The sequence below is a fragment of the Bacteroidales bacterium genome (genome assembly GCA_021157585.1).
Classification (GTDB): domain Bacteria; phylum Bacteroidota; class Bacteroidia; order Bacteroidales; family UBA12170; genus UBA12170.
Genome location: JAGGWH010000100.1, coordinates 1 through 18,670, shown reverse-complemented (window position 1 = coordinate 18,670; position 18,670 = coordinate 1). Strand labels below are relative to the sequence as shown.

Sequence of the window (18,670 nt, the reverse complement as noted above, 5' to 3'; positions counted from 1 at the left end):
GGAAATCAAGTGCCGCACTTAACTCCGGCACTTGATTAAAATTTATTTATTGTTTAATCTTTAAAATTTAGAACTATGCGACAAATGATTTTAAGTTTGCTTTTATTTTCGTCGGTTCTTTCATCTTGCGATGGTCAAGATAAGGTTAGAAAAAACAATAACAACTCAGATGTTTTAAAGCAAACAAAACCTAAAACTGAAATTAAAGTAAATAAGAAATACGATGAAAATGGTAATCTAGTTAGTTATGATTCCACATATTATTACTATTCAAACTCTGGAAACGACAGTTTGTTGAGAGATAGTGTAATAAAAAACTTTAAGTCTTTTTTCAATCAAGAATATCATTTTTCTAACGACAAATTTTTTAGAGATTTCTTTTTCCAAGATTCCATATTAGAGCAGGCCTTTTTTAGTAACGATTTTTTTCTGAGAAGATTTGAGAAAGATCAAAAGCAAATGAATGCTTTATTTGAACAAATGGATTCGTTAAAGAATTATTTCTTTAATCAACAGTTTAATCAACAGAATAAATAATACTAACAAAAAAAGGAAAAACTATTCAATATGAATCTAAATAATTATACCATAAAATCACAAGAAGCTATACAACAATCACAACAGATTGCTCAAAGCTATTCGCATCAGCAAATTGAAAACGCCCATATTTTAAAGGCTATTTTTGAGGTTGATGAAAACGTATTACCCTTTATTTTGGGTAAATTAGGCGTTAATGTAGATGTTTTTCAAAGAACCTTAAACAGCATTGTTCAAAGCTTTCCAAAAGTAGAGGGTGGAGAAATAATGTTATCTCGCGATGCCGGTAAAATGCTTAATAACGCATCTAATCTTGCTAAAAAGATGAAAGATGAATATGTTTCTATTGAGCATTTACTATTAGCTATGTTAAAATCTAAAGACACTGTTTCGCAGTTGATGAAAGATAATAATATTAACGAAAATGATTTATCGGCAGCAATTAACGAGTTGAGAAAAGGTAAAAACGTTACATCTCAGAGTCAGGAAGATACCTATAATTCACTTGATAAATATGCGAAAAATCTGAATAAATTAGCTAACGATGGCAAATTAGATCCTGTCATTGGAAGAGATGATGAAATCAGAAGAATATTACAAATTTTATCGCGAAGGACAAAAAACAATCCAATGTTAGTGGGAGAACCGGGTACCGGCAAAACTGCTATCGCTGAAGGTTTAGCTCATCGTTTAGTAAAGGGCGATGTTCCTGAAAATCTTCAAGATAAAATAGTTTATTCTTTAGATATGGGGGCATTGATTGCAGGCGCAAAATATAAAGGCGAATTTGAGGAGCGTTTAAAATCTGTTGTAAAAGAAGTTACCGCTGAAAATGGTAGAATTATTTTATTTATAGATGAAATCCACACTCTTGTAGGAGCAGGTGGCGGAGAAGGAGCTATGGATGCTGCTAACATTCTAAAACCTGCTCTGGCTCGTGGAGAACTACGTGCAATTGGAGCAACAACTTTAGACGAATATCAAAAATATTTTGAAAAAGATAAGGCTCTTGAACGTAGATTCCAAAAGGTAATGGTTGATGAACCCGACAGAGAAAGTGCAATTTCAATTTTAAGAGGTATTAAAGAAAAATACGAAACTCATCATAAAGTTAGGATTCAGGATAGTGCTATTATTTCGGCTGTTGAGTTATCGCAACGCTATATATCCGACAGGTTCTTACCGGATAAAGCTATTGATTTAATGGACGAAGCTTCAGCTAAACTGCGTTTAGAAATTAATTCTAAACCGGAAGAATTAGATATTTTAGATAGAAAAATAATGCAGTTTGAGATTGAACTTGAAGCTATTAAACGCGAAAATGATAAAAATAAGATTTCTCAAATAAAAAAAGAGCTTGCAAATTTAAAAGAGCAAAGAGATCATATTTATGCTAAGTGGAAAAACGAAAAAGATTTAGCTGACAAAGTACAAACTGCAAAAGCAAAAATTGAAGAATATAAACAAGAAGCCGACAAAGCAGAACGAGAAGGAAATTTCGGTCTGGTAGCCGAGCTTAGATACGGAAAAATAAAAGAAGAAGAAGTTAGGTTTGAAAAGTTACATAACGAACTACTTGCAAATAAAGATAATGCTCTTATAAAAGAAGATGTTACAAGCGAAGATATAGCGGAAGTAGTTGCACGTTGGACAGGAATTCCCGTAAGTAAAATGCTGAGTAGCGAAAGAGAAAAACTATTACGATTAGAAGAAGAACTACACAAACGTGTTGTAGGACAAAACGAAGCAATAGAAGTTGTTTCGGACGCTGTTCGTCGCTCAAAAGCTGATTTACAAGATGGTAATCGTCCTATTGGCTCTTTTTTATTTCTCGGCACGACAGGTGTTGGAAAAACAGAACTAGCTAAAGCATTAGCCAATTATTTATTTAATGACGATAATGCAATTACTCGTATTGATATGAGCGAATATCAAGAACGTCACGCTGTTAGCAGACTGGTTGGAGCTCCTCCCGGATATGTTGGATATGACGAAGGAGGACAACTTACCGAAGCTGTACGCAGAAAACCATATTCTGTAGTTCTACTCGATGAGGTTGAAAAAGCACATCCTGACACTTTTAATATTTTGTTACAAGTATTAGATGAAGGAAGGCTTACCGATAACAAAGGAAGGCTTGCAGATTTTAGAAATACTATAATAATAATGACCTCTAATTTAGGCTCTCATATTATTCAAGAACGATTTGAGAATTTAGACATGAATAAGCGAGATATTATTGTTGAACAAACTAAAGAAGAAGTTGTTAGCCTACTAAAAAAAACAATACGACCTGAATTCCTAAATCGTATTGATGAAATAGTAATGTTTACACCGCTAAATAAAAGCGAAGTAAAAGAAATTGTTGAGATTCAAATATCATTACTTAAAAATATGCTTTCTAAAAAAGGAATTAATCTAAAAGTTGATGACTCAGCAATAAGGCATCTGGCTGATATTGGCTTTGAACCCCAGTTTGGAGCAAGACCAATAAAACGAGTAATTCAACGAGAAATTTTAAATGAATTATCCAAACAAATATTATCAGGAGATATTGATTCTAAAGGAAGTATTGAAATAAGTTACAGAAATGACAAATTAGTTTTTGATAATCCACATAACTAAAAACAACTCAAGTCTGCCATAAATTCATTAACTTTATTGAAATAAATAATGATTATGGATTTAAGCAGACTTGAAATTGAATTAAAAAAACGCTTAGTTTATCCATATAATTGGGGCAGTAAACAAACAGATATTAAAGATAGAGCCACAAATTTTATATATAAAACATATAGTTTTGAAACTTTACTAAAGCGTACTCATGATTTTGATAAATCGCTGAGAAACTACGCCTTAAACAGATGGTATAACTTTTGGTCGGCTATGGCTGTCGAGTATCTGTTTACCTCACATTCAAACATTAAGGCAAACAAAAACCGTAGCGACAAGCTTGTTGACTTTAAAATAAACAATATTCCTTTCGATCATAAAACAAGCATATTCCCCAGAGGATTTAAACATTCTTATCAATATGCCAAAACACATGAAAGAGAACTTATACAATGGCTTTACAATAACCAAAGTCAGGAAGGCAGAAAACACTTAAAAAACAGATTATTCATTATTTTATATGATTACAAAAACAAAGAGCATTGGAAAATGAAATCAGAAATAGGACTTCTAAAATTAGCTATAGATAATTATGTAAAAAATTTCTCAGAGAACAAACTTTATAAATTTAACTTTGGCAATGGAGAAATTCAATCTGATATTATCTGGATAACAAAGAGAATTAAATAGCAAAAAATATATTCGAATAGAATTAGCAGATTGCTATTTTTGCATAGAATTAAATAAATATGAGCTGAGAAAATAAATGAATTACATAGGTTCTAAAAATAAATTATCAAGCTTTATAAAAAACACCGTTTATTCCGTCGTAGGTCAAGACTTATCAGAGAAAGTTTTCTGTGATATTTTTGCCGGAACGGGAATAGTTGGCAGGATTTTTAAACAAGAAGTTAAAAAGGTAATTAGTAACGATTTTGAATATTACAGCTATGTATTAAATAGAAATTATATCGGTAACAATTTAGCAATAGCCAATAATGATAAGTTTATTTCAAGCTTAAATAAGCTTAAAACCAAAGAAGGATTTATTTATACTAACTATTGCAAAGGGAAGAATGGAGAAAGACAATATTTTTCTGATGATAATGGAAAAAAGATAGATACTGTCAGGCTACAGATTGAAGCATGGAAAAATAGCAATACTATAAATGATGATACTTATTACTTTCTTTTAGCCAGCTTATTAGAAAGTGCTGATAAGGTGGCTAATACAGCATCTGTTTACGGAGCGTATTTAAAACATTTAAAAAAATCGGCTCAAAAAGAATTAATTATCTCTCCTGCAAATTTTGAAATAAGCAATAATAAAAACGATATTTATAATACAGACAGTAATAAACTAATAAATAAAATTGAAGGTGATATCCTTTATCTTGATCCACCATACAATGCCAGACAATACGGAGCGAATTATCACATTTTAAATACTATTGCCAAATACGATTCATTTATTCCCAAGGGTAAAACGGGTCTAAGAGCATATAATAAATCAAAATATTGCAGTTCAAATTCTGTGAGTAGCGAGTTTGAAGAATTAATTAAAAATGCCAATTTTAAATATATCTTTTTAAGCTATAATAACGAAGGACTGATGTCGGTTGAGCATATCAGAAAGATAATGAGTCGCTATGGCAAATACGATTTATCATCTACTAACTATCAACGATTTAAAGCCGATAAAGATAAAAATAGGAATCATACTGCCAATAAAACTGAAGAGTATTTACATATACTGGAAAAATACTAAACACTCATAATTCTATACTATCTCCATTTTTTTATCTTATAACCATAAACAGCATAAAACAAAATAAACAGATAGGCAGGAATTAGAACTAAATAAGCCGTCTGCGTATCATAAATATCCGACATCTTACCCCAAAGTAAAGGAATAATAGCCCCACCGGAGATAGCCATAATGAGCAAAGCCGAACCTGTTTTAATATGCTTTCCTAAGCCTTTAATAGCGAGAGGCCAAACAGCAGGCCACACTAATGCATTAGCCAAACCTAAAAAAGCAATAAACATTACGGATACAAATCCATTAGTAATAAGCGCAGCTAAAGAAAATACTATTCCTAAAACAGCGGAAAGCTGTAATGCACGATGTTGAGAAATATAGCGTGGAATTGTAAAAATACCTATTATATATCCTACCAACATAGAAAGCATAGTGTAAGTAGTAAACATCTTTGCCGATTCCATAGAAATTCCCAATGATTGTCCATAACGAATAATAGTATCACCTGCAATAACCTCAACACCTACATAAAAAAACAATGTTAATACGCCTAAAATTAAGTAGGGATATTCAAAAATACTACTATGGTCTTTCTTAGTAGAATCCTGAATATCTTCGTTATTTTCCGAATCAATATCAGGTAAGTTAGAGAACTTTAAACCCAAACCTACTAAAAGCAATATAACAGCCATTACAACGTAAGGTATAATAACTCTAGATGCAAGAGAATCTAAAAATACAGCTCTTTCTTCTTGCGACAGATTTACTAAATTACGAATTGCTTCATCATCGCCAGGATGAACAATAAAGTAAGCCAAAACAAGAGGAGCCATAGCACCGGCTGTTTTGTTTGCAATACCCATAATACTAATCCTCTTAGCAGCAGATTCTATTGGACCTAATATAGTAATATACGGATTAACAGCCGTTTGCAAAATAGCCATTCCCGTTCCAAGTACAAATAAACCAATCAAAAAAACAGAAAATACTCGGGTATAAGCAGCAGGAATAAAAATTACAGCTCCAACAGCCATTACCCATAAACCAACAGACATTCCATTTTTAAAGCCAATTTTCTCCAATATCCAAGATGATGGCAAAGCCATTACCGTATAACTAATGTAAAATGCAAAAGTCACAAAAAGTGCCTGATAATTAGTTAATTCGCAAGCTGTGCGTAAATAAGGTATAAGCATTCCGTTAAGCCAAGTAATAAAGCCCAGTATAAAAAATAATATTCCAATAATAAAAAGTGGGCCTAAGGATGATTTTTTCTGTGTCATAGTTGTATTTATAAGAAATACTTTAAAAAATATTTTTCAAATTTATGTTTTTTCTTTAGTCAGTATATTGAGGATACTTTGTACTTATAAACAATGATTACTAAGTATTTTGACTATAACAAATAAATTTATTCAAAATGGAAGAAACCCAAAAACAGGAGCTTCTTCTTTGAATGATTACAAAAAAATAATATCTCTAATCAGATCTTTTCCAACAATACCGTTTAGCTTATCTACTAACTTACCTTTGGAATAAGATAACTCTTGACGTAATGCGGGTGATTTTAGACGAACATACATTATTTCTTTATCAATAACCAAAGATAATGTTTGATGAGCAATGGTTTTACCAACGATATTTTCCCATTCGCTTTTCAGTCGATGTTCATCATATTTACGCGAAATGCCATAAGCTCGTAAAAGCTCATGAAAAACCTCATCTATTTTCTTTTCATCATTTTTTCTAAATCCGCCCATTACCAATTTCTTTAACTGTTCCTTTTACAACTTCAAACAAACTATGGTCTAAATTAGTTGCATCAAAAAGTCGTTCCACCCTCTCTCTTTGAGTATCGGTAATAAAAACTTGTCCAAAATTCTCCTCACTAACCAAACGTATCAACTGCTTAACTCTTTGCATATCCAGTTTATCAAAAACATCATCTAACAATAAAATAGGTTTATATGATTTTATTTTACGCATAAACTCAAACTGAGCTAATCTGATTGCAATTACATACGATTTTTGCTGTCCTTGCGAACCATATTTCTTTATAGGAAAACCATCAATTAAAAAATCTAAATCGTCTTTATGAGCACCTACCGAAGTATAACGTACAACTCTATCTTTAGCCAAATTTTCTTTTAATAAATCCTCCATTTTAGAGTTGCAAAGAGCAGAGCGGTAGTTTAGCTCAACGGTTTCGTTTCCACCACTAATCAATTTAAAGTATTCTTGAAAAATAGGTATAAACTCATCCACAAAAGCCTTACGTTTAGCAACAACCTCATGTCCCAGCTTTGCCAATTTCACATTCCAAATGTCTAGTGCCGCTTCGTCAAAATATCTACGTTCGGCAAAATGTTTTAAGAGAGTATTCCGCTGTAGCAGAACTTTATTATAGTCCAGAATATCATTCAAATATTTCTTATCGAATTGAGAAACAACACCATCAATATATTTTCTACGAACCTCACTCCCATTATTAATCAAATCCCTATCGTAAGGCGAAATCATTACTAAAGGGATAAGGCCAATATGGTCTGCCAAGCGATTGTATTTCTTTTCATTTAACTTAAACTGCTTATTTTGATTACGTTTTAATAAGCAATGTACTTTATCTATTGCATTTTGTTGTCGGACATAGTCGCCATGAATGGCAAAAAACTCCTCTTTATGACGAATATTTTGAGAATCAATAGGATTAAAATAGCTTTTACAAAAAGAAAGATAATAAATAGCATCCAACACATTAGTTTTTCCTGCACCATTTTGCCCAATAAAACAATTTATGCGAGGCGACAACTGCAATTCTGCTTCAGAATAATTTTTAAAGTTGGTGAATTTAAGTCGTTTAAGATACATGAAAGTCTATTTATTTTTACATCAAAGATAATAAAATTAGAATGTGATACGAGTATAAATGCAGGCTACTATAACTAACTTAACAATTCTTCTATACGAGAATATGTTTTCTTTAAAAGCCACAGTGGTGTTGAAGTAGCTCCGGAGATAGCAATATTTTTTACCGACATAAACCAATCAGCTTTCAACTCATTTGAATTAGAAATAAAATAGGCTTTTTTCACTTGCTTAGCCCCTACTCTAAATAAATTATTTCCGTTTGAGCTTTCTTTTCCACTTACAAAAACCAATACATCTTTATTCTGTAAAAAGTCTATTAATTGCAAATCACGTTTAGCTATCTGCTTACATACAGAGCTAACAACTTTCAAAGGGTATTCAGTATATTCTCCTTTCTTTCTCATCTGCCTATAAGCCTTTACAACTTTAAGATAATCAGACTTATATTTAGTTGTTTGCGAAAAGAATATGGTAGGTTTTGCCGGATTCAATTTTTCTAAATCACTAATATCTCTTACAATATGAAGTTCGCCCTTACAAAATCCTTTCAGAGCAATTATTTCAGCATGATTTATATCGCCAAATAATATTACTTGTCCTTTTTGTACCATCATTTGTTCGCAAGCCTTTGCCACTTTTTTCTGTAATCTACTAACAATTGGACAAGTAGCATCAATTAATTCAACATCGTAATTTTCTGCTATACGAAATGTAGAAGGAGGCTCTCCATGTGCTCTAAGAAGTAATTTTTTTCCACTCTGCTCCACTATTTTACAATGGAATACAACTTGTAAACCTTTACTTTTCAAACGATTAACCTCTTCTTCATTATGAATCAAATCGCCCAAACAAGCAAGACTGTCTTGTTTCTTCAAAAGCTCTTCAGCCATCTGAATAGCTCTCTGAACACCAAAGCAAGGCCCTGCACCGGGATCAATTTGAATATCTATCTTCATCGAAAGTTAAAATTACAAATAAATTAAAATCAATTAATTTCAAGCAGAAAATAAAATCCTATTTCAAGGTAAATTTTTATTAATTTTATACGAAATTTTTGTCAACTTATCTTTGTCAAAATTAATTCCTAAATATATGAAAAAAGTATTGTTTTATTTTGTTTTAATTGGCTTCCTTGTTACTTCATGCACGCAGCCAAAAGATCGCCTTCATTATCCTATAACAGAAAAAGGATATGTAGTCGACAATTATTTCGGCACAGAAGTTGCCGATCCTTTTCGCTGGTTAGAAGATGATAATTCTGAAGAAACTAAAGCTTGGGTTAAAGCCGAAAACGAAGTTACTTTCAATTATTTAAAAACTATACCTTTTCGTGAAAGCATCAAATCACGTTTAACCCAAATCTGGGATTACCCAAAATATGGCTTACCATACAAACGAGGCGATTATTGGTATTATTCCAAAAATGACGGTCTACAACAGCAAGCCGTTATTTATCAAATGGACGATTTAGAGGGTGAGCCCCGTGTTTTTCTCGATCCAAATACATTTTCCGAAGATGGGACAGTAGCTCTGAGTGGTTTGTCTTTTTCAAAAAATGGTAAATACGCTGCTTACAGCATTTCTTCGGGCGGTTCTGATTGGCGCGAAATATTTGTAATCGATGTTGAGAGCGGATTAAAAATGGATGACCACCTTAAATGGATAAAATTCTCCGGTATGTCGTGGTTAGGCGATGGCTTTTTCTATGGTCGTTTTGACGAACCTGCCGAAGGTGATAAGCTTAAAGGTGTAAACAAAAACAACAAAGTTTATTTCCACAAAGTAGGAACAAAACAGGCTGATGATGAATTGATTTATGAAGATCCTACTAACCCAATGTATATGTGGAGTATATATACTACCGATGACGAAAGTATAATAGTGCTTAGCGGAAGCACACCCTCAACACGCGGAAATTCACTTTATTACAAAAAGGCCAAAGATAAAAAAGGAGAGTTCATTCCTATTGAAGAATCTTACGATTATCAGACTTACATTGTAAACAATATAGGGAATACACTTTTTATTATGACTAATAAAGAAGCTCCAAAAAACAAACTATTTGCACTTAATATTGAAGATAAGACTCAATCTCGTAAAGAAATATTAGCAGAAGCTGATGATGTTTTAGATGGTGTTAGCATCAATGGCGGAAAAATTATTGCTAACTATATGCACAATGCGGCTTCGCAAGCTTTTGTTTTTAATTTATATGGCGAACAAATTCACGAAGTAGAGTTTCCCGGACTGGGAAGTGTTAGTGGTTTTACCGGCGATAAAGATAGTAATATAGCTTTTTACTCTTTTACTTCTTTTACCTCTCCAAATGTTGCATATAAATACGATATAGAAACAAACATAAGTACAGTTTACAGAAAATCTGAAATTGATTTTGATTTTGATAAATATGAAACAAAACAGGTTTTTTACAGCAGTAAAGATGGAACTCAAATTCCTATGTTTATTACTCATAAAAAAGATTTAGAACTAAACGGTAATAACCCAACTTTACTTTATGGCTATGGAGGATTTAACATTAGCCTTAAACCCAGTTTCAGTATAGCGAACTTGATTTTTTTGGAAAATGGCGGCGTTTATGCTGTGCCTAACTTACGTGGTGGTGGCGAATTTGGTGAAGAATGGCATCAGGCCGGAACTAAATTAAACAAACAAAATGTATTTGACGATTTTATAGCTGCCGCTGAATATTTGATTGATAATAATTATACAAATAGTGATAAATTAGCTATTCGTGGCGGATCTAACGGAGGATTGTTAGTAGGAGCCTGTATGACTCAGCGTCCCGAACTATTTAAAGTCGCTCTTCCTGCCGTTGGCGTTATGGATATGCTTCGTTATCATAAATTTACCATAGGATATTTTTGGGCTCCTGATTATGGTACATCAGAAGATTCTATTCAATTTCTTAATTTGGCAAAATATTCGCCATATCACAATATACATGCTACAACTAAATACCCTGCAACTCTTATAACCACTGCCGATCACGACGACCGTGTAGTTCCTGCACATAGTTTTAAATTTGCTGCCGAATTGCAATCCAAGCAAGGTGGTGCGAACCCTGTAATTATCCGTATAGAAACAAAAGCCGGTCACGGTGCCGGTAAATCAACAGAACAAATTATTGAAGAATATACCGATATATGGGCATTTGTATTTGCAAATTTAGGAGTAACTCCTTTTTATAATTAATTTACAAAAGCGAGTGCGACAATAAAGCCGCACTCGCTTTCTATTTTAGTATTAGGTGACAAAAAAAAACATAAAATAATTGAACAATTATGGAAATTATTACAACTAAAATCCCCAACCTTCTAATTCTTAAACCAAACATTTACAAAGACGACAGAGGTTACTTTTTCGAATCCTATAATAAAGAACTATTTCTCTCAAAAGGTATTGACCAAAATTTTGTCCAAGATAATGAGTCAAAATCGATGAAAGGAGTATTACGTGGACTACATTTTCAAAAGCCACCTTATGCACAAGGAAAATTAGTTCGTGTTATGAAAGGTGCTGTTTTAGATGTTGCCGTTGACTTACGAAAATCGTCTTCAACATTTGGGCAATGGGAATCTATTGAATTAACCGAAGATAATAAATTTATGTATTGGATACCTCCCGGAATGGCACATGGTTTTATTACTTTAGAAGATAATACCGTATTTTTTTATAAGTGCACCAACGTTTACAATAAACAATCCGAAGGAAGTATACTTTGGAATGATCCTGATTTGAATATTAATTGGGGAAGCAATATTAAACCATTACTTTCAGAAAAAGATAAAATAAGTCCATTATTCAAAGATTTTATCAGTCCATTTTAAATAATATAAACCATAATTAATCAACACATTAAAATGAAAAAAACATTATTCCCAATTGTTAGCGGTATTTTTATTATTATACTTATCAGCTTTAGTTTTAGCAATAAATACGAAGTCAATAATGAAACATATCAATCCGGATTTGAAGATAATATTAAGGTATTTGCTGTTGAAATCCCTCATAATATAAAATTTGCAGATGAGAAAGTTCCCCTCAACAAATTTTACGTTAAAGAAGCTTTAGAACGAGAAATGACAGTAAATACATATTTTCATTCTTCTTCTATTTTTCTTATTAAAAAAGCACAGCGTTGGTTTCCTGTTATTGAACCCATTTTAAAAGAAAATAATATTCCCGACGACTTTAAATATTTAGCTGTTGCCGAAAGTGGATTAAGTCAGATTGTTTCACCGGCAGGGGCAACCGGAATATGGCAAATTATGAAACATACGGGTAGAGAATTAGGCTTAGAAATAAATGCCGATATAGACCAACGTTATGATGTGGAATTAGCCACCGAAGCCGCTTGTAAATATTTGAATAAAGCTTATGAAAAATATGGCAACTGGACTTTAGTTGCAGCTTCGTATAATGCAGGAACAAATAAAATCTCGAAAGAACTCGAACGCCAACAACAAGACAATTATTACGATATGATTTTTGGTGAAGAAACCGGACGCTATGTTTATAGAATATTAGCTATTAAAGCCCTCTTGGAAAAACCCGAAGATTACGGATTTTATCTTCGTAAAAAAGACCTTTACAAACCTTATAAACTAAAGAAAATAACCGTAGATACCGCTATAAGCAATATACCTGCTTTTGCCAAGTCCTTCGACTTAAACTATAAGGAGTTTAAAATTTATAATCCTTGGATTAGACAAGCCTATTTGGCTAATAAATCTCGTCGTACTTATACTATTTCTATTCCAAAATAGTATTTTGAGCTAAATTAAAGAATGTTAAAGCATCTATCTTTTATTGTATAAATCGATAGATCCTTTTGGTTTTGTAACCGACCTTTTAAATGGCTTCACCATTAAACTCTTTGTTGAACTCGATTTTAAATTATCACGTATAAGAGTAGATTTCTTAAAATTATTCTCCAATAAAATAGATTGATTTTCAGTCCATGGAAAAACAAATTCCACTCCCTGACTCCATTTCACGTCATAAGCCGTACCCGATAATCTGGCATAAATATCTGTATCTTCAAAAGCATCATAATACGCCACTCCATATTCCATAGCATCATTAGGAATAGAAAAATCATCATCAATCTGAAAATCATTCCCATAATTTATACTCCATAAATCGAGATAATAATTTCCTGTATTTTTCACCGCCAAAAAGAAATAATCAGCACTAATATTCAGATTAAAAGTAGGAGAATCGTAACCGGAAACATCAATTTCTTCATCCCATAAAATATTTATTCCTAAAGGCGTTCCACTATCGGTTACTCCTTGAGTAGAAGCCGTATAAACAAAAGATGCGGGATTATCAGTAAACAAAAAACTATAATGTTCGCCGGCTTCAATCTGTACCGGGTCAAATTCCGGACTAAGAATTTCTATAGTTGTAAATACAGGATTGAAAAATGTAATACTGTAAACTGCCACATCCATATCCAAATCTATTATAGTATTTCCGCCATTAGAAATTATATTAATTTCGGTTGAATATATTCCTGCATCCAACCCTGCTCTGTCCACATCAACATAAATCCGTTGTTCTTCGCCCTGAGCAATAGTCCCGATATTTTGTGAAAACTGAACCCAAGAAGCATCGGTATCAAGTAAAAAATTCATATCCCCTACGCCATCATTATAAATGGTAAAATAATTTTGTGTTGTATTTGATGTGAATTTTAAATAATCTAAATCCACTGCCAATTGTGGTTCTTCTGATTGATAATAATAAACCGAAATGGGAATTGTATAATTCCCTCCGTTTGATTGCAAAAATAAATTTGCCGAATAAACACCATATTCCTCAAAAAATTCAGGATTAATTTGAATACTTACAATGGTTGATTGAGCATGCGACAGTCTGACATCGCCACCAATAACAGTAACCCATTCTTCATCAGAATAGGCTGCAACACTTAACAGCTCATCACCCATATTTACAATATTGAATTTTCTATTCAATGTATAATTATCAAATTCTAAAGATTGAGCATCTACAGAAAGTTCGGCTGGCCTGTCATATTTTGTACACGATGAGAAGAATACAAGTGTAAGAAGGAAAAGAAATCCTAAGGTTATTTTTTGCGTTTTCATAGTTTTCAAGTTTAAGTTCGTACAGCAAAATACCATAATCGTACCAAAGTTTTTGTTTAGCAACTTTTTTATGATATTTGAATAATTGATATTCTTTATTAGCTTTTTTCCTCCGCTAAAGCTCAAAAACACAAAAACATAGCAAATTTCTTTAAAACATTAAAAATTCAACGAGTATAATCTTATTTTTGCAGAAGATAGTCAAAAAATGAAATACCTATTTAGCTTCCTATTTATATTTACACTTAGTTTTGCACAAGCACAACAGCAAACTGTGGATACCCTAATTAAATCTCCGCAAACAGAAACCGCATGGGTAGATTCGGTATATAATTCGCTAAACCAAACAGAGCGCATTGCTCAACTTTTAATGGTAAGAGCCAATAATTCCGGAGAAGCATATCTCCCTGAAATTACTGATTATATTGAAAAATATGGTATAGGGGGAGTATGTTATTTTAAATCCGGAGCTATGCAACAGGCCAAGCAAAACAATGTCTGGCAAAAACTAAGCCGAGTTCCATTATTAACTTCTATTGATGGAGAATGGGGTTTAGGAATGCGATTGGATTCTACTATTTCTTTTCCCTTTAATATGACATTAGGTAGTATTGAAAATGACAGTCTGATATATAAAATGGGTGAGGAAATCGGAAAAGAATGCCAACGAATTGGCTTACATATGAACTTTGCACCCGTAGTAGATATCAATGTAAATCCAAAAAATCCGGTTATTAACAGTCGTTCTTTCGGCGATAATCCACAAAAAGTCAGCGATAAAGCTTTAGCCTATTTAAACGGATTGCAAAGTCAAAATATTTTAGCTACTGCCAAGCATTTTCCCGGACATGGCGATACCGATAATGATTCTCATAAAACATTGCCCATAATTAATCATTCTTTTGCACGACTGGATTCCATTGAGCTAGTGCCATTTAAAAAGTTGATAAACAGCGGGCTAAGCGGAATAATGGTAGCACATTTATATATTCCCGCTTTAGAAAACGAAACAAATTTAGCTTCTACCCTTTCGCCAAAAATCATAAATGGACTTTTACGTAATTCTTTACAATTTAAAGGCTTGGTAGTTACCGATGCTTTAGATATGAATGGAGTAACTAAATTTGTAGAGCCCGGTGAGATTGAAGTCAGGGCTTTGCTTGCCGGAAATGATCTTTTACTTTTATCCAAAGATGTCCCAAAAGCTATTACAAGCATCTCATCAGCACTTAATAACGGCAGAATTGAGCATACATATTTTGAGGAGAAAGTAAAAAAAATCCTCAAATATAAATACCGAGCAGGATTATTTAATAAACAGGAGGTTGATTTAAAAAACCTCATAACAGATTTAAACAATCCAAAAGCAATTGCTCTAAATCAACAATTATATGAAGAAGCTAATATTTTATTAAAAAATGATAATAAAACTATTCCTATTCTTCCTCAAGATTCAGAAAAAACTGCAGTTCTAAATATTGGTTTTAAAGCAGAAAATTCATTCTTAGAGACAATTAGTAAATTTTCAATCGTTGATAGCTATTCTTTACCAAAGACATTTACAAATGAACAAGCTCAAAAAACAGAAAAGCAACTTGCTGAATACAATCGGATAATTATTGCTCTTGGAGGAGTATCTATTTTCCCCAACAATAATTTTAATGTTACAAAAGAAAGTAGGCAATTCATAAAGCTATTGGCAAAAAAACATAAAGTAATCTTTAGCTTTTTTGGCGGGCCATTGGCCTACAGACAATTTTCAGAAATTGATTCTTTATTTGATGTAAGCGTAATAGCACATCAAGATAATGAATTTGCAGCTAAAGCAGTTGCTCAACAGCTGTTTGGAGCAATATCAATCAAAGGAAAACTACCTGTTTCTCTTTCTAAAACATATCCTAACGGATATGGATTTAAACTAAAGAGTATCGAACGTTTGAGCTTTGCCCTTCCGGAGCAGTTAGGAGTTGATAGTAAAAAATTACAGACTATTGACAGTATTGTTATTGAAGGCATTAATATGAAAGCCTTTCCCGGGTGTCAGGTAATTGTTGCTAAAGAAGGTCGTATTATTTATTCAAAATCTTTTGGATACCAGACGTATTCCAAACAAAAACCTATTAACAGTAAATCTATTTACGACTTAGCCAGTATCACAAAAATTGCGGCTACAACAGCCTCACTAATGAAATTACAAGCTGAAAATAAATTCGATCCAAATGACATAATTTCCAATTATCTCCCTTATTTAAAAAACACCAATAAAGCAAAAATAAAAATTGCTGCTATTCTCACCCATCAGGCACAACTAACACCTTGGATTCCTTTTTATTTATCTGAATTAGATAGTTTAGGGAATTTAAATCCAAAAGATTTTAGTGATAAAATTGATGAGCAGCATACTGTTAGAGTAGCTAAAAACCTTTATATCGACAAAAATTACGCATCTGTAATTTACGATACAATTTCAACCTCTGATTTACGGAAAAAGTATGAATACAAATATAGCGATTTAGGATTTTATTGGTTTCGACAAATAATTGAATTAGAGAGCAATAGATTACTTGAAAATTTTGTTCAGCAGAAGTTTTATCAACCAATGGGATTACACAATATAGGCTTCTTAGCTCGACAAAAGTTCGCTTTGGATAGAATAGTTCCAACCGAATATGATAGCATCTTTCGCAAACAGTTAATCCACGGTGATGTACACGATCCGGGAGCTGCAATGTTAGGCGGAGTTAGTGGTCACGCAGGTTTATTCTCCAATGCCGAAGATCTGACAGCTGTTTTCCAAATGTTTCTACAAAACGGATATTATGCAGGTACACAGCTTCTTGATTCCTCTATTATCCACCAATATACTACTTATCAATATGACTTTGAAGAAGTAGAAAACAGACGAGGATTAGGCTTCGACAAACCATATCCCGTTTACGATTCTTTGGGTCCCGTTTGTAAAAGTGCTTCCTTAGAAAGTTATGGTCATTCAGGTTTTACAGGAACTTATGCCTGGGTCGATCCAAAACAACAATTAGTTTATATTTTCTTATCTAACAGAGTATATCCTGATGCCAAAAACAATAAAATTAGTAAATTTAATTTTCGCACACGAATTCATCAAGCAATTTATGATGCTATTAAAAACAATATATGACATTTGAAACATTAGGAGTTATTGCTCCTATCTTAAAAGCCCTCGAAGCCGAAGGCTATAAAAACCCAACTCCAATTCAAGAACAGTCTATCCCTATTCTTTTAAAAGGAAAAGATTTATTAGGTTGTGCACAAACAGGAACAGGTAAAACAGCGGCTTTTGCTATTCCCATTATTCAACACTTATATCAAAATAAGAAATCGGATAAAGGCAGGCGAAAAGTTAAAGCACTCATAGTAACTCCAACACGAGAATTAGCATTGCAAATTGGCGAAAGTTTTACCACCTACGGGAAATTCACAGGAATTAAGAATACCGTTGTTTTTGGAGGAGTAAAACAATTGGCACAAACACAAGCTCTGCTAAGAGGAGTTGATGTTCTAATTGCCACTCCCGGACGTTTATTAGACTTAATAGATCAAGGTTATATTTCCTTAAAAGACGTTGAATTTTCAGTCTTAGACGAAGCCGATCATATGTTGGATATGGGTTTTATTCATGATATTAAAAAAATCATTAGGAAACTCCCTTCTAAAAGACAATCTTTATTTTTTTCGGCCACTATGCCGACAGAAATTGTTGCATTATCACAAAAAATCTTGGGCAATCCCGAAAAGGTTACTATAAATCCCGAACAAACCACCGCAGATAAAGTCAAACAAGCCGTTTATTATGTGAGTAAAAGCAACAAAACAAATTTGTTAAAACATCTTTTACAAACGGAAGTCTTTGGTTCTGTACTTATCTTTTCACGTACAAAACACGGAGCAGACAGAATTGTAAGATTGTTAGGAAAAGCTCAGATTAAAGCTGTGGCTATCCACGGAAATAAGTCACAGGCAGCCAGACAAAGAGCCTTAGAGAGTTTTAAGAATGGCGAGGTAAGTATCTTAGTTGCAACAGATATTGCTGCTCGTGGTATTGATGTTGAAGAACTATCATACGTTATCAATTACGATTTACCTAATATTCCGGAGACTTATATTCACAGAATAGGTCGTACCGGTCGTGCAAACTTAAGTGGGATTGCATTATCTTTCTGCGATGGAGAAGAAAGGTCTTATTTAAAAGATATTCAGAAGCTTATTGATCAAAAGATTCCGATAATATCAGATCAGCCCTTTGAAGATGATGGTACTTTTGTTCCTTCTAAGAAAACATCACAGCAACATAGAAAGCCACAACACAAATCATCCAAACCATCACATTCAAGCAACCGAAACCATGGTGGAAGTGGAAGAAAGACAGGAAGTGGAGGGCGAAAGAAATATGGAAACAACTCAAAGCCAAAAGCTCGCAGATCTTTTTCAAAAAAGAAAGATTAACTCCTTTCATTATCTAATAGCCTGATTCGGCATAAAGAATACTTGCCGACACAAATTACATTAAAAAAAGAGCAAAAACTTAATCTTTATATTCCGTTGGATTTACTACCTTTGAAAGGTAAAATACTTCATGAAAATTAATAAAATACACGAAAGAGAAGTCCAAATTTTTAACAGAATAAAAAATGGAGATAGTGATTCTTTTGAAGAGCTATTTAATATTTATTATGAGTCATTATGTAATTTTGCCTACCTATTTATTCAAGACAAAAGC

Annotated in this window: 14 protein-coding genes; 9 read left to right on the top strand and 5 right to left on the bottom strand. The window is 32.8% G+C overall.

The features are described 5' to 3' along the window. The first annotated feature begins 75 nt into the window (after positions 1-75). The 4 genes from J7K39_06725 (at position 76) to J7K39_06710 (ending at position 4,918) form a co-directional block, all read left to right on the top strand. Positions 76-537, top strand: coding sequence for a hypothetical protein (locus J7K39_06725; GenBank protein MCD6179581.1), 462 nt, complete (start codon positions 76-78; stop codon positions 535-537). A gap of 30 nt (positions 538-567) precedes the next feature. Continuing rightward, positions 568-3,162 (top strand): ATP-dependent chaperone ClpB, encoded by a 2,595-nt coding sequence (gene clpB, locus J7K39_06720; protein ID MCD6179580.1) that lies wholly within the window; start codon positions 568-570, stop codon positions 3,160-3,162. Positions 3,163-3,216: 54 nt separating this feature from the next. Then, positions 3,217-3,840: a hypothetical protein gene (locus J7K39_06715; protein MCD6179579.1), complete on the top strand. Its 624-nt coding sequence runs from the start codon at positions 3,217-3,219 to the stop codon at positions 3,838-3,840. Between the two features lie 76 nt (positions 3,841-3,916). Next, on the top strand, positions 3,917-4,918 hold the full coding sequence (locus tag J7K39_06710) for a DNA adenine methylase (GenBank protein ID MCD6179578.1): 1,002 nt from the start codon (positions 3,917-3,919) through the stop codon (positions 4,916-4,918). A 17-nt stretch (positions 4,919-4,935) separates the two neighbouring features. On the opposite strand, the gene J7K39_06705 is transcribed toward J7K39_06710, so the two are convergent. The 4 genes from J7K39_06705 to ispH form a co-directional block, all read right to left on the bottom strand. Next, positions 4,936-6,195, bottom strand: coding sequence for a sugar MFS transporter (locus J7K39_06705; protein MCD6179577.1), 1,260 nt, complete (start codon positions 6,193-6,195; stop codon positions 4,936-4,938). Positions 6,196-6,372: 177 nt separating this feature from the next. After that, positions 6,373-6,672 (bottom strand): DUF721 domain-containing protein, encoded by a 300-nt coding sequence (locus J7K39_06700; GenBank protein ID MCD6179576.1) that lies wholly within the window; start codon positions 6,670-6,672, stop codon positions 6,373-6,375. Further along, positions 6,659-7,780, bottom strand: a complete 1,122-nt coding sequence (locus tag J7K39_06695; protein MCD6179575.1) for a DNA replication/repair protein RecF — start codon at positions 7,778-7,780, stop codon at positions 6,659-6,661. The genes J7K39_06700 and J7K39_06695 overlap by 14 nt, the downstream gene beginning before the upstream one ends. 74 nt (positions 7,781-7,854) lie before the next feature. Then, positions 7,855-8,736, bottom strand: coding sequence for a 4-hydroxy-3-methylbut-2-enyl diphosphate reductase (ispH, locus tag J7K39_06690; protein ID MCD6179574.1), 882 nt, complete (start codon positions 8,734-8,736; stop codon positions 7,855-7,857). A 136-nt stretch (positions 8,737-8,872) separates the two neighbouring features. On the opposite strand from ispH, the gene J7K39_06685 reads away from it, so the two are divergent. From J7K39_06685 to J7K39_06675, 3 genes are all read left to right on the top strand, one after another. Then, complete coding sequence (locus tag J7K39_06685) at positions 8,873-10,993, top strand: S9 family peptidase (protein ID MCD6179573.1); 2,121 nt, start codon at positions 8,873-8,875, stop codon at positions 10,991-10,993. 89 nt (positions 10,994-11,082) lie between these two features. Further along, positions 11,083-11,628 carry a dTDP-4-dehydrorhamnose 3,5-epimerase gene (rfbC, locus tag J7K39_06680; GenBank protein MCD6179572.1) on the top strand — a complete coding sequence of 182 codons (546 nt, stop codon included), beginning with the start codon at positions 11,083-11,085 and terminating at the stop codon, positions 11,626-11,628. A 33-nt stretch (positions 11,629-11,661) separates the two neighbouring features. Further along, positions 11,662-12,567 carry a lytic transglycosylase domain-containing protein gene (locus tag J7K39_06675; protein MCD6179571.1) on the top strand — a complete coding sequence of 302 codons (906 nt, stop codon included), beginning with the start codon at positions 11,662-11,664 and terminating at the stop codon, positions 12,565-12,567. Between the two features lie 33 nt (positions 12,568-12,600). On the opposite strand, the gene J7K39_06670 is transcribed toward J7K39_06675, so the two are convergent. After that, the gene (locus J7K39_06670; GenBank protein MCD6179570.1) at positions 12,601-13,914 is read right to left on the bottom strand and encodes a hypothetical protein; all 1,314 of its coding nucleotides are present in this window, start codon (positions 13,912-13,914) and stop codon (positions 12,601-12,603) included. A gap of 208 nt (positions 13,915-14,122) precedes the next feature. Here J7K39_06670 and J7K39_06665 point away from each other — a divergent pair, with 208 nt between their 5' ends. Both J7K39_06665 and J7K39_06660 read left to right on the top strand, forming a co-directional pair. Beyond that, positions 14,123-17,071: a serine hydrolase gene (locus J7K39_06665; GenBank protein ID MCD6179569.1), complete on the top strand. Its 2,949-nt coding sequence runs from the start codon at positions 14,123-14,125 to the stop codon at positions 17,069-17,071. After that, positions 17,068-18,396, top strand: coding sequence for a DEAD/DEAH box helicase (locus tag J7K39_06660; protein ID MCD6179568.1), 1,329 nt, complete (start codon positions 17,068-17,070; stop codon positions 18,394-18,396). The genes J7K39_06665 and J7K39_06660 overlap by 4 nt, the downstream gene beginning before the upstream one ends. The last annotated feature ends 274 nt before the right edge of the window (positions 18,397-18,670 follow it).

What these genes read in the sequence shown, in the direction of transcription:
- J7K39_06725 (MCD6179581.1), top strand. Translation starts at nt 76, where the DNA reads ATGCGACAAATGATTTTAAGTTTGCTTTTATTTTCGTCGGTTCTTTCA.
- clpB (MCD6179580.1), top strand. Translation starts at nt 568, where the DNA reads ATGAATCTAAATAATTATACCATAAAATCACAAGAAGCTATACAACAA.
- J7K39_06715 (MCD6179579.1), top strand. Translation starts at nt 3,217, where the DNA reads ATGGATTTAAGCAGACTTGAAATTGAATTAAAAAAACGCTTAGTTTAT.
- J7K39_06710 (MCD6179578.1), top strand. Translation starts at nt 3,917, where the DNA reads ATGAATTACATAGGTTCTAAAAATAAATTATCAAGCTTTATAAAAAAC.
- J7K39_06705 (MCD6179577.1), bottom strand. Translation starts at nt 6,195, where the DNA reads ATGACACAGAAAAAATCATCCTTAGGCCCACTTTTTATTATTGGAATA.
- J7K39_06700 (MCD6179576.1), bottom strand. Translation starts at nt 6,672, where the DNA reads ATGGGCGGATTTAGAAAAAATGATGAAAAGAAAATAGATGAGGTTTTT.
- J7K39_06695 (MCD6179575.1), bottom strand. Translation starts at nt 7,780, where the DNA reads ATGTATCTTAAACGACTTAAATTCACCAACTTTAAAAATTATTCTGAA.
- ispH (MCD6179574.1), bottom strand. Translation starts at nt 8,736, where the DNA reads ATGAAGATAGATATTCAAATTGATCCCGGTGCAGGGCCTTGCTTTGGT.
- J7K39_06685 (MCD6179573.1), top strand. Translation starts at nt 8,873, where the DNA reads ATGAAAAAAGTATTGTTTTATTTTGTTTTAATTGGCTTCCTTGTTACT.
- rfbC (MCD6179572.1), top strand. Translation starts at nt 11,083, where the DNA reads ATGGAAATTATTACAACTAAAATCCCCAACCTTCTAATTCTTAAACCA.
- J7K39_06675 (MCD6179571.1), top strand. Translation starts at nt 11,662, where the DNA reads ATGAAAAAAACATTATTCCCAATTGTTAGCGGTATTTTTATTATTATA.
- J7K39_06670 (MCD6179570.1), bottom strand. Translation starts at nt 13,914, where the DNA reads ATGAAAACGCAAAAAATAACCTTAGGATTTCTTTTCCTTCTTACACTT.
- J7K39_06665 (MCD6179569.1), top strand. Translation starts at nt 14,123, where the DNA reads ATGAAATACCTATTTAGCTTCCTATTTATATTTACACTTAGTTTTGCA.
- J7K39_06660 (MCD6179568.1), top strand. Translation starts at nt 17,068, where the DNA reads ATGACATTTGAAACATTAGGAGTTATTGCTCCTATCTTAAAAGCCCTC.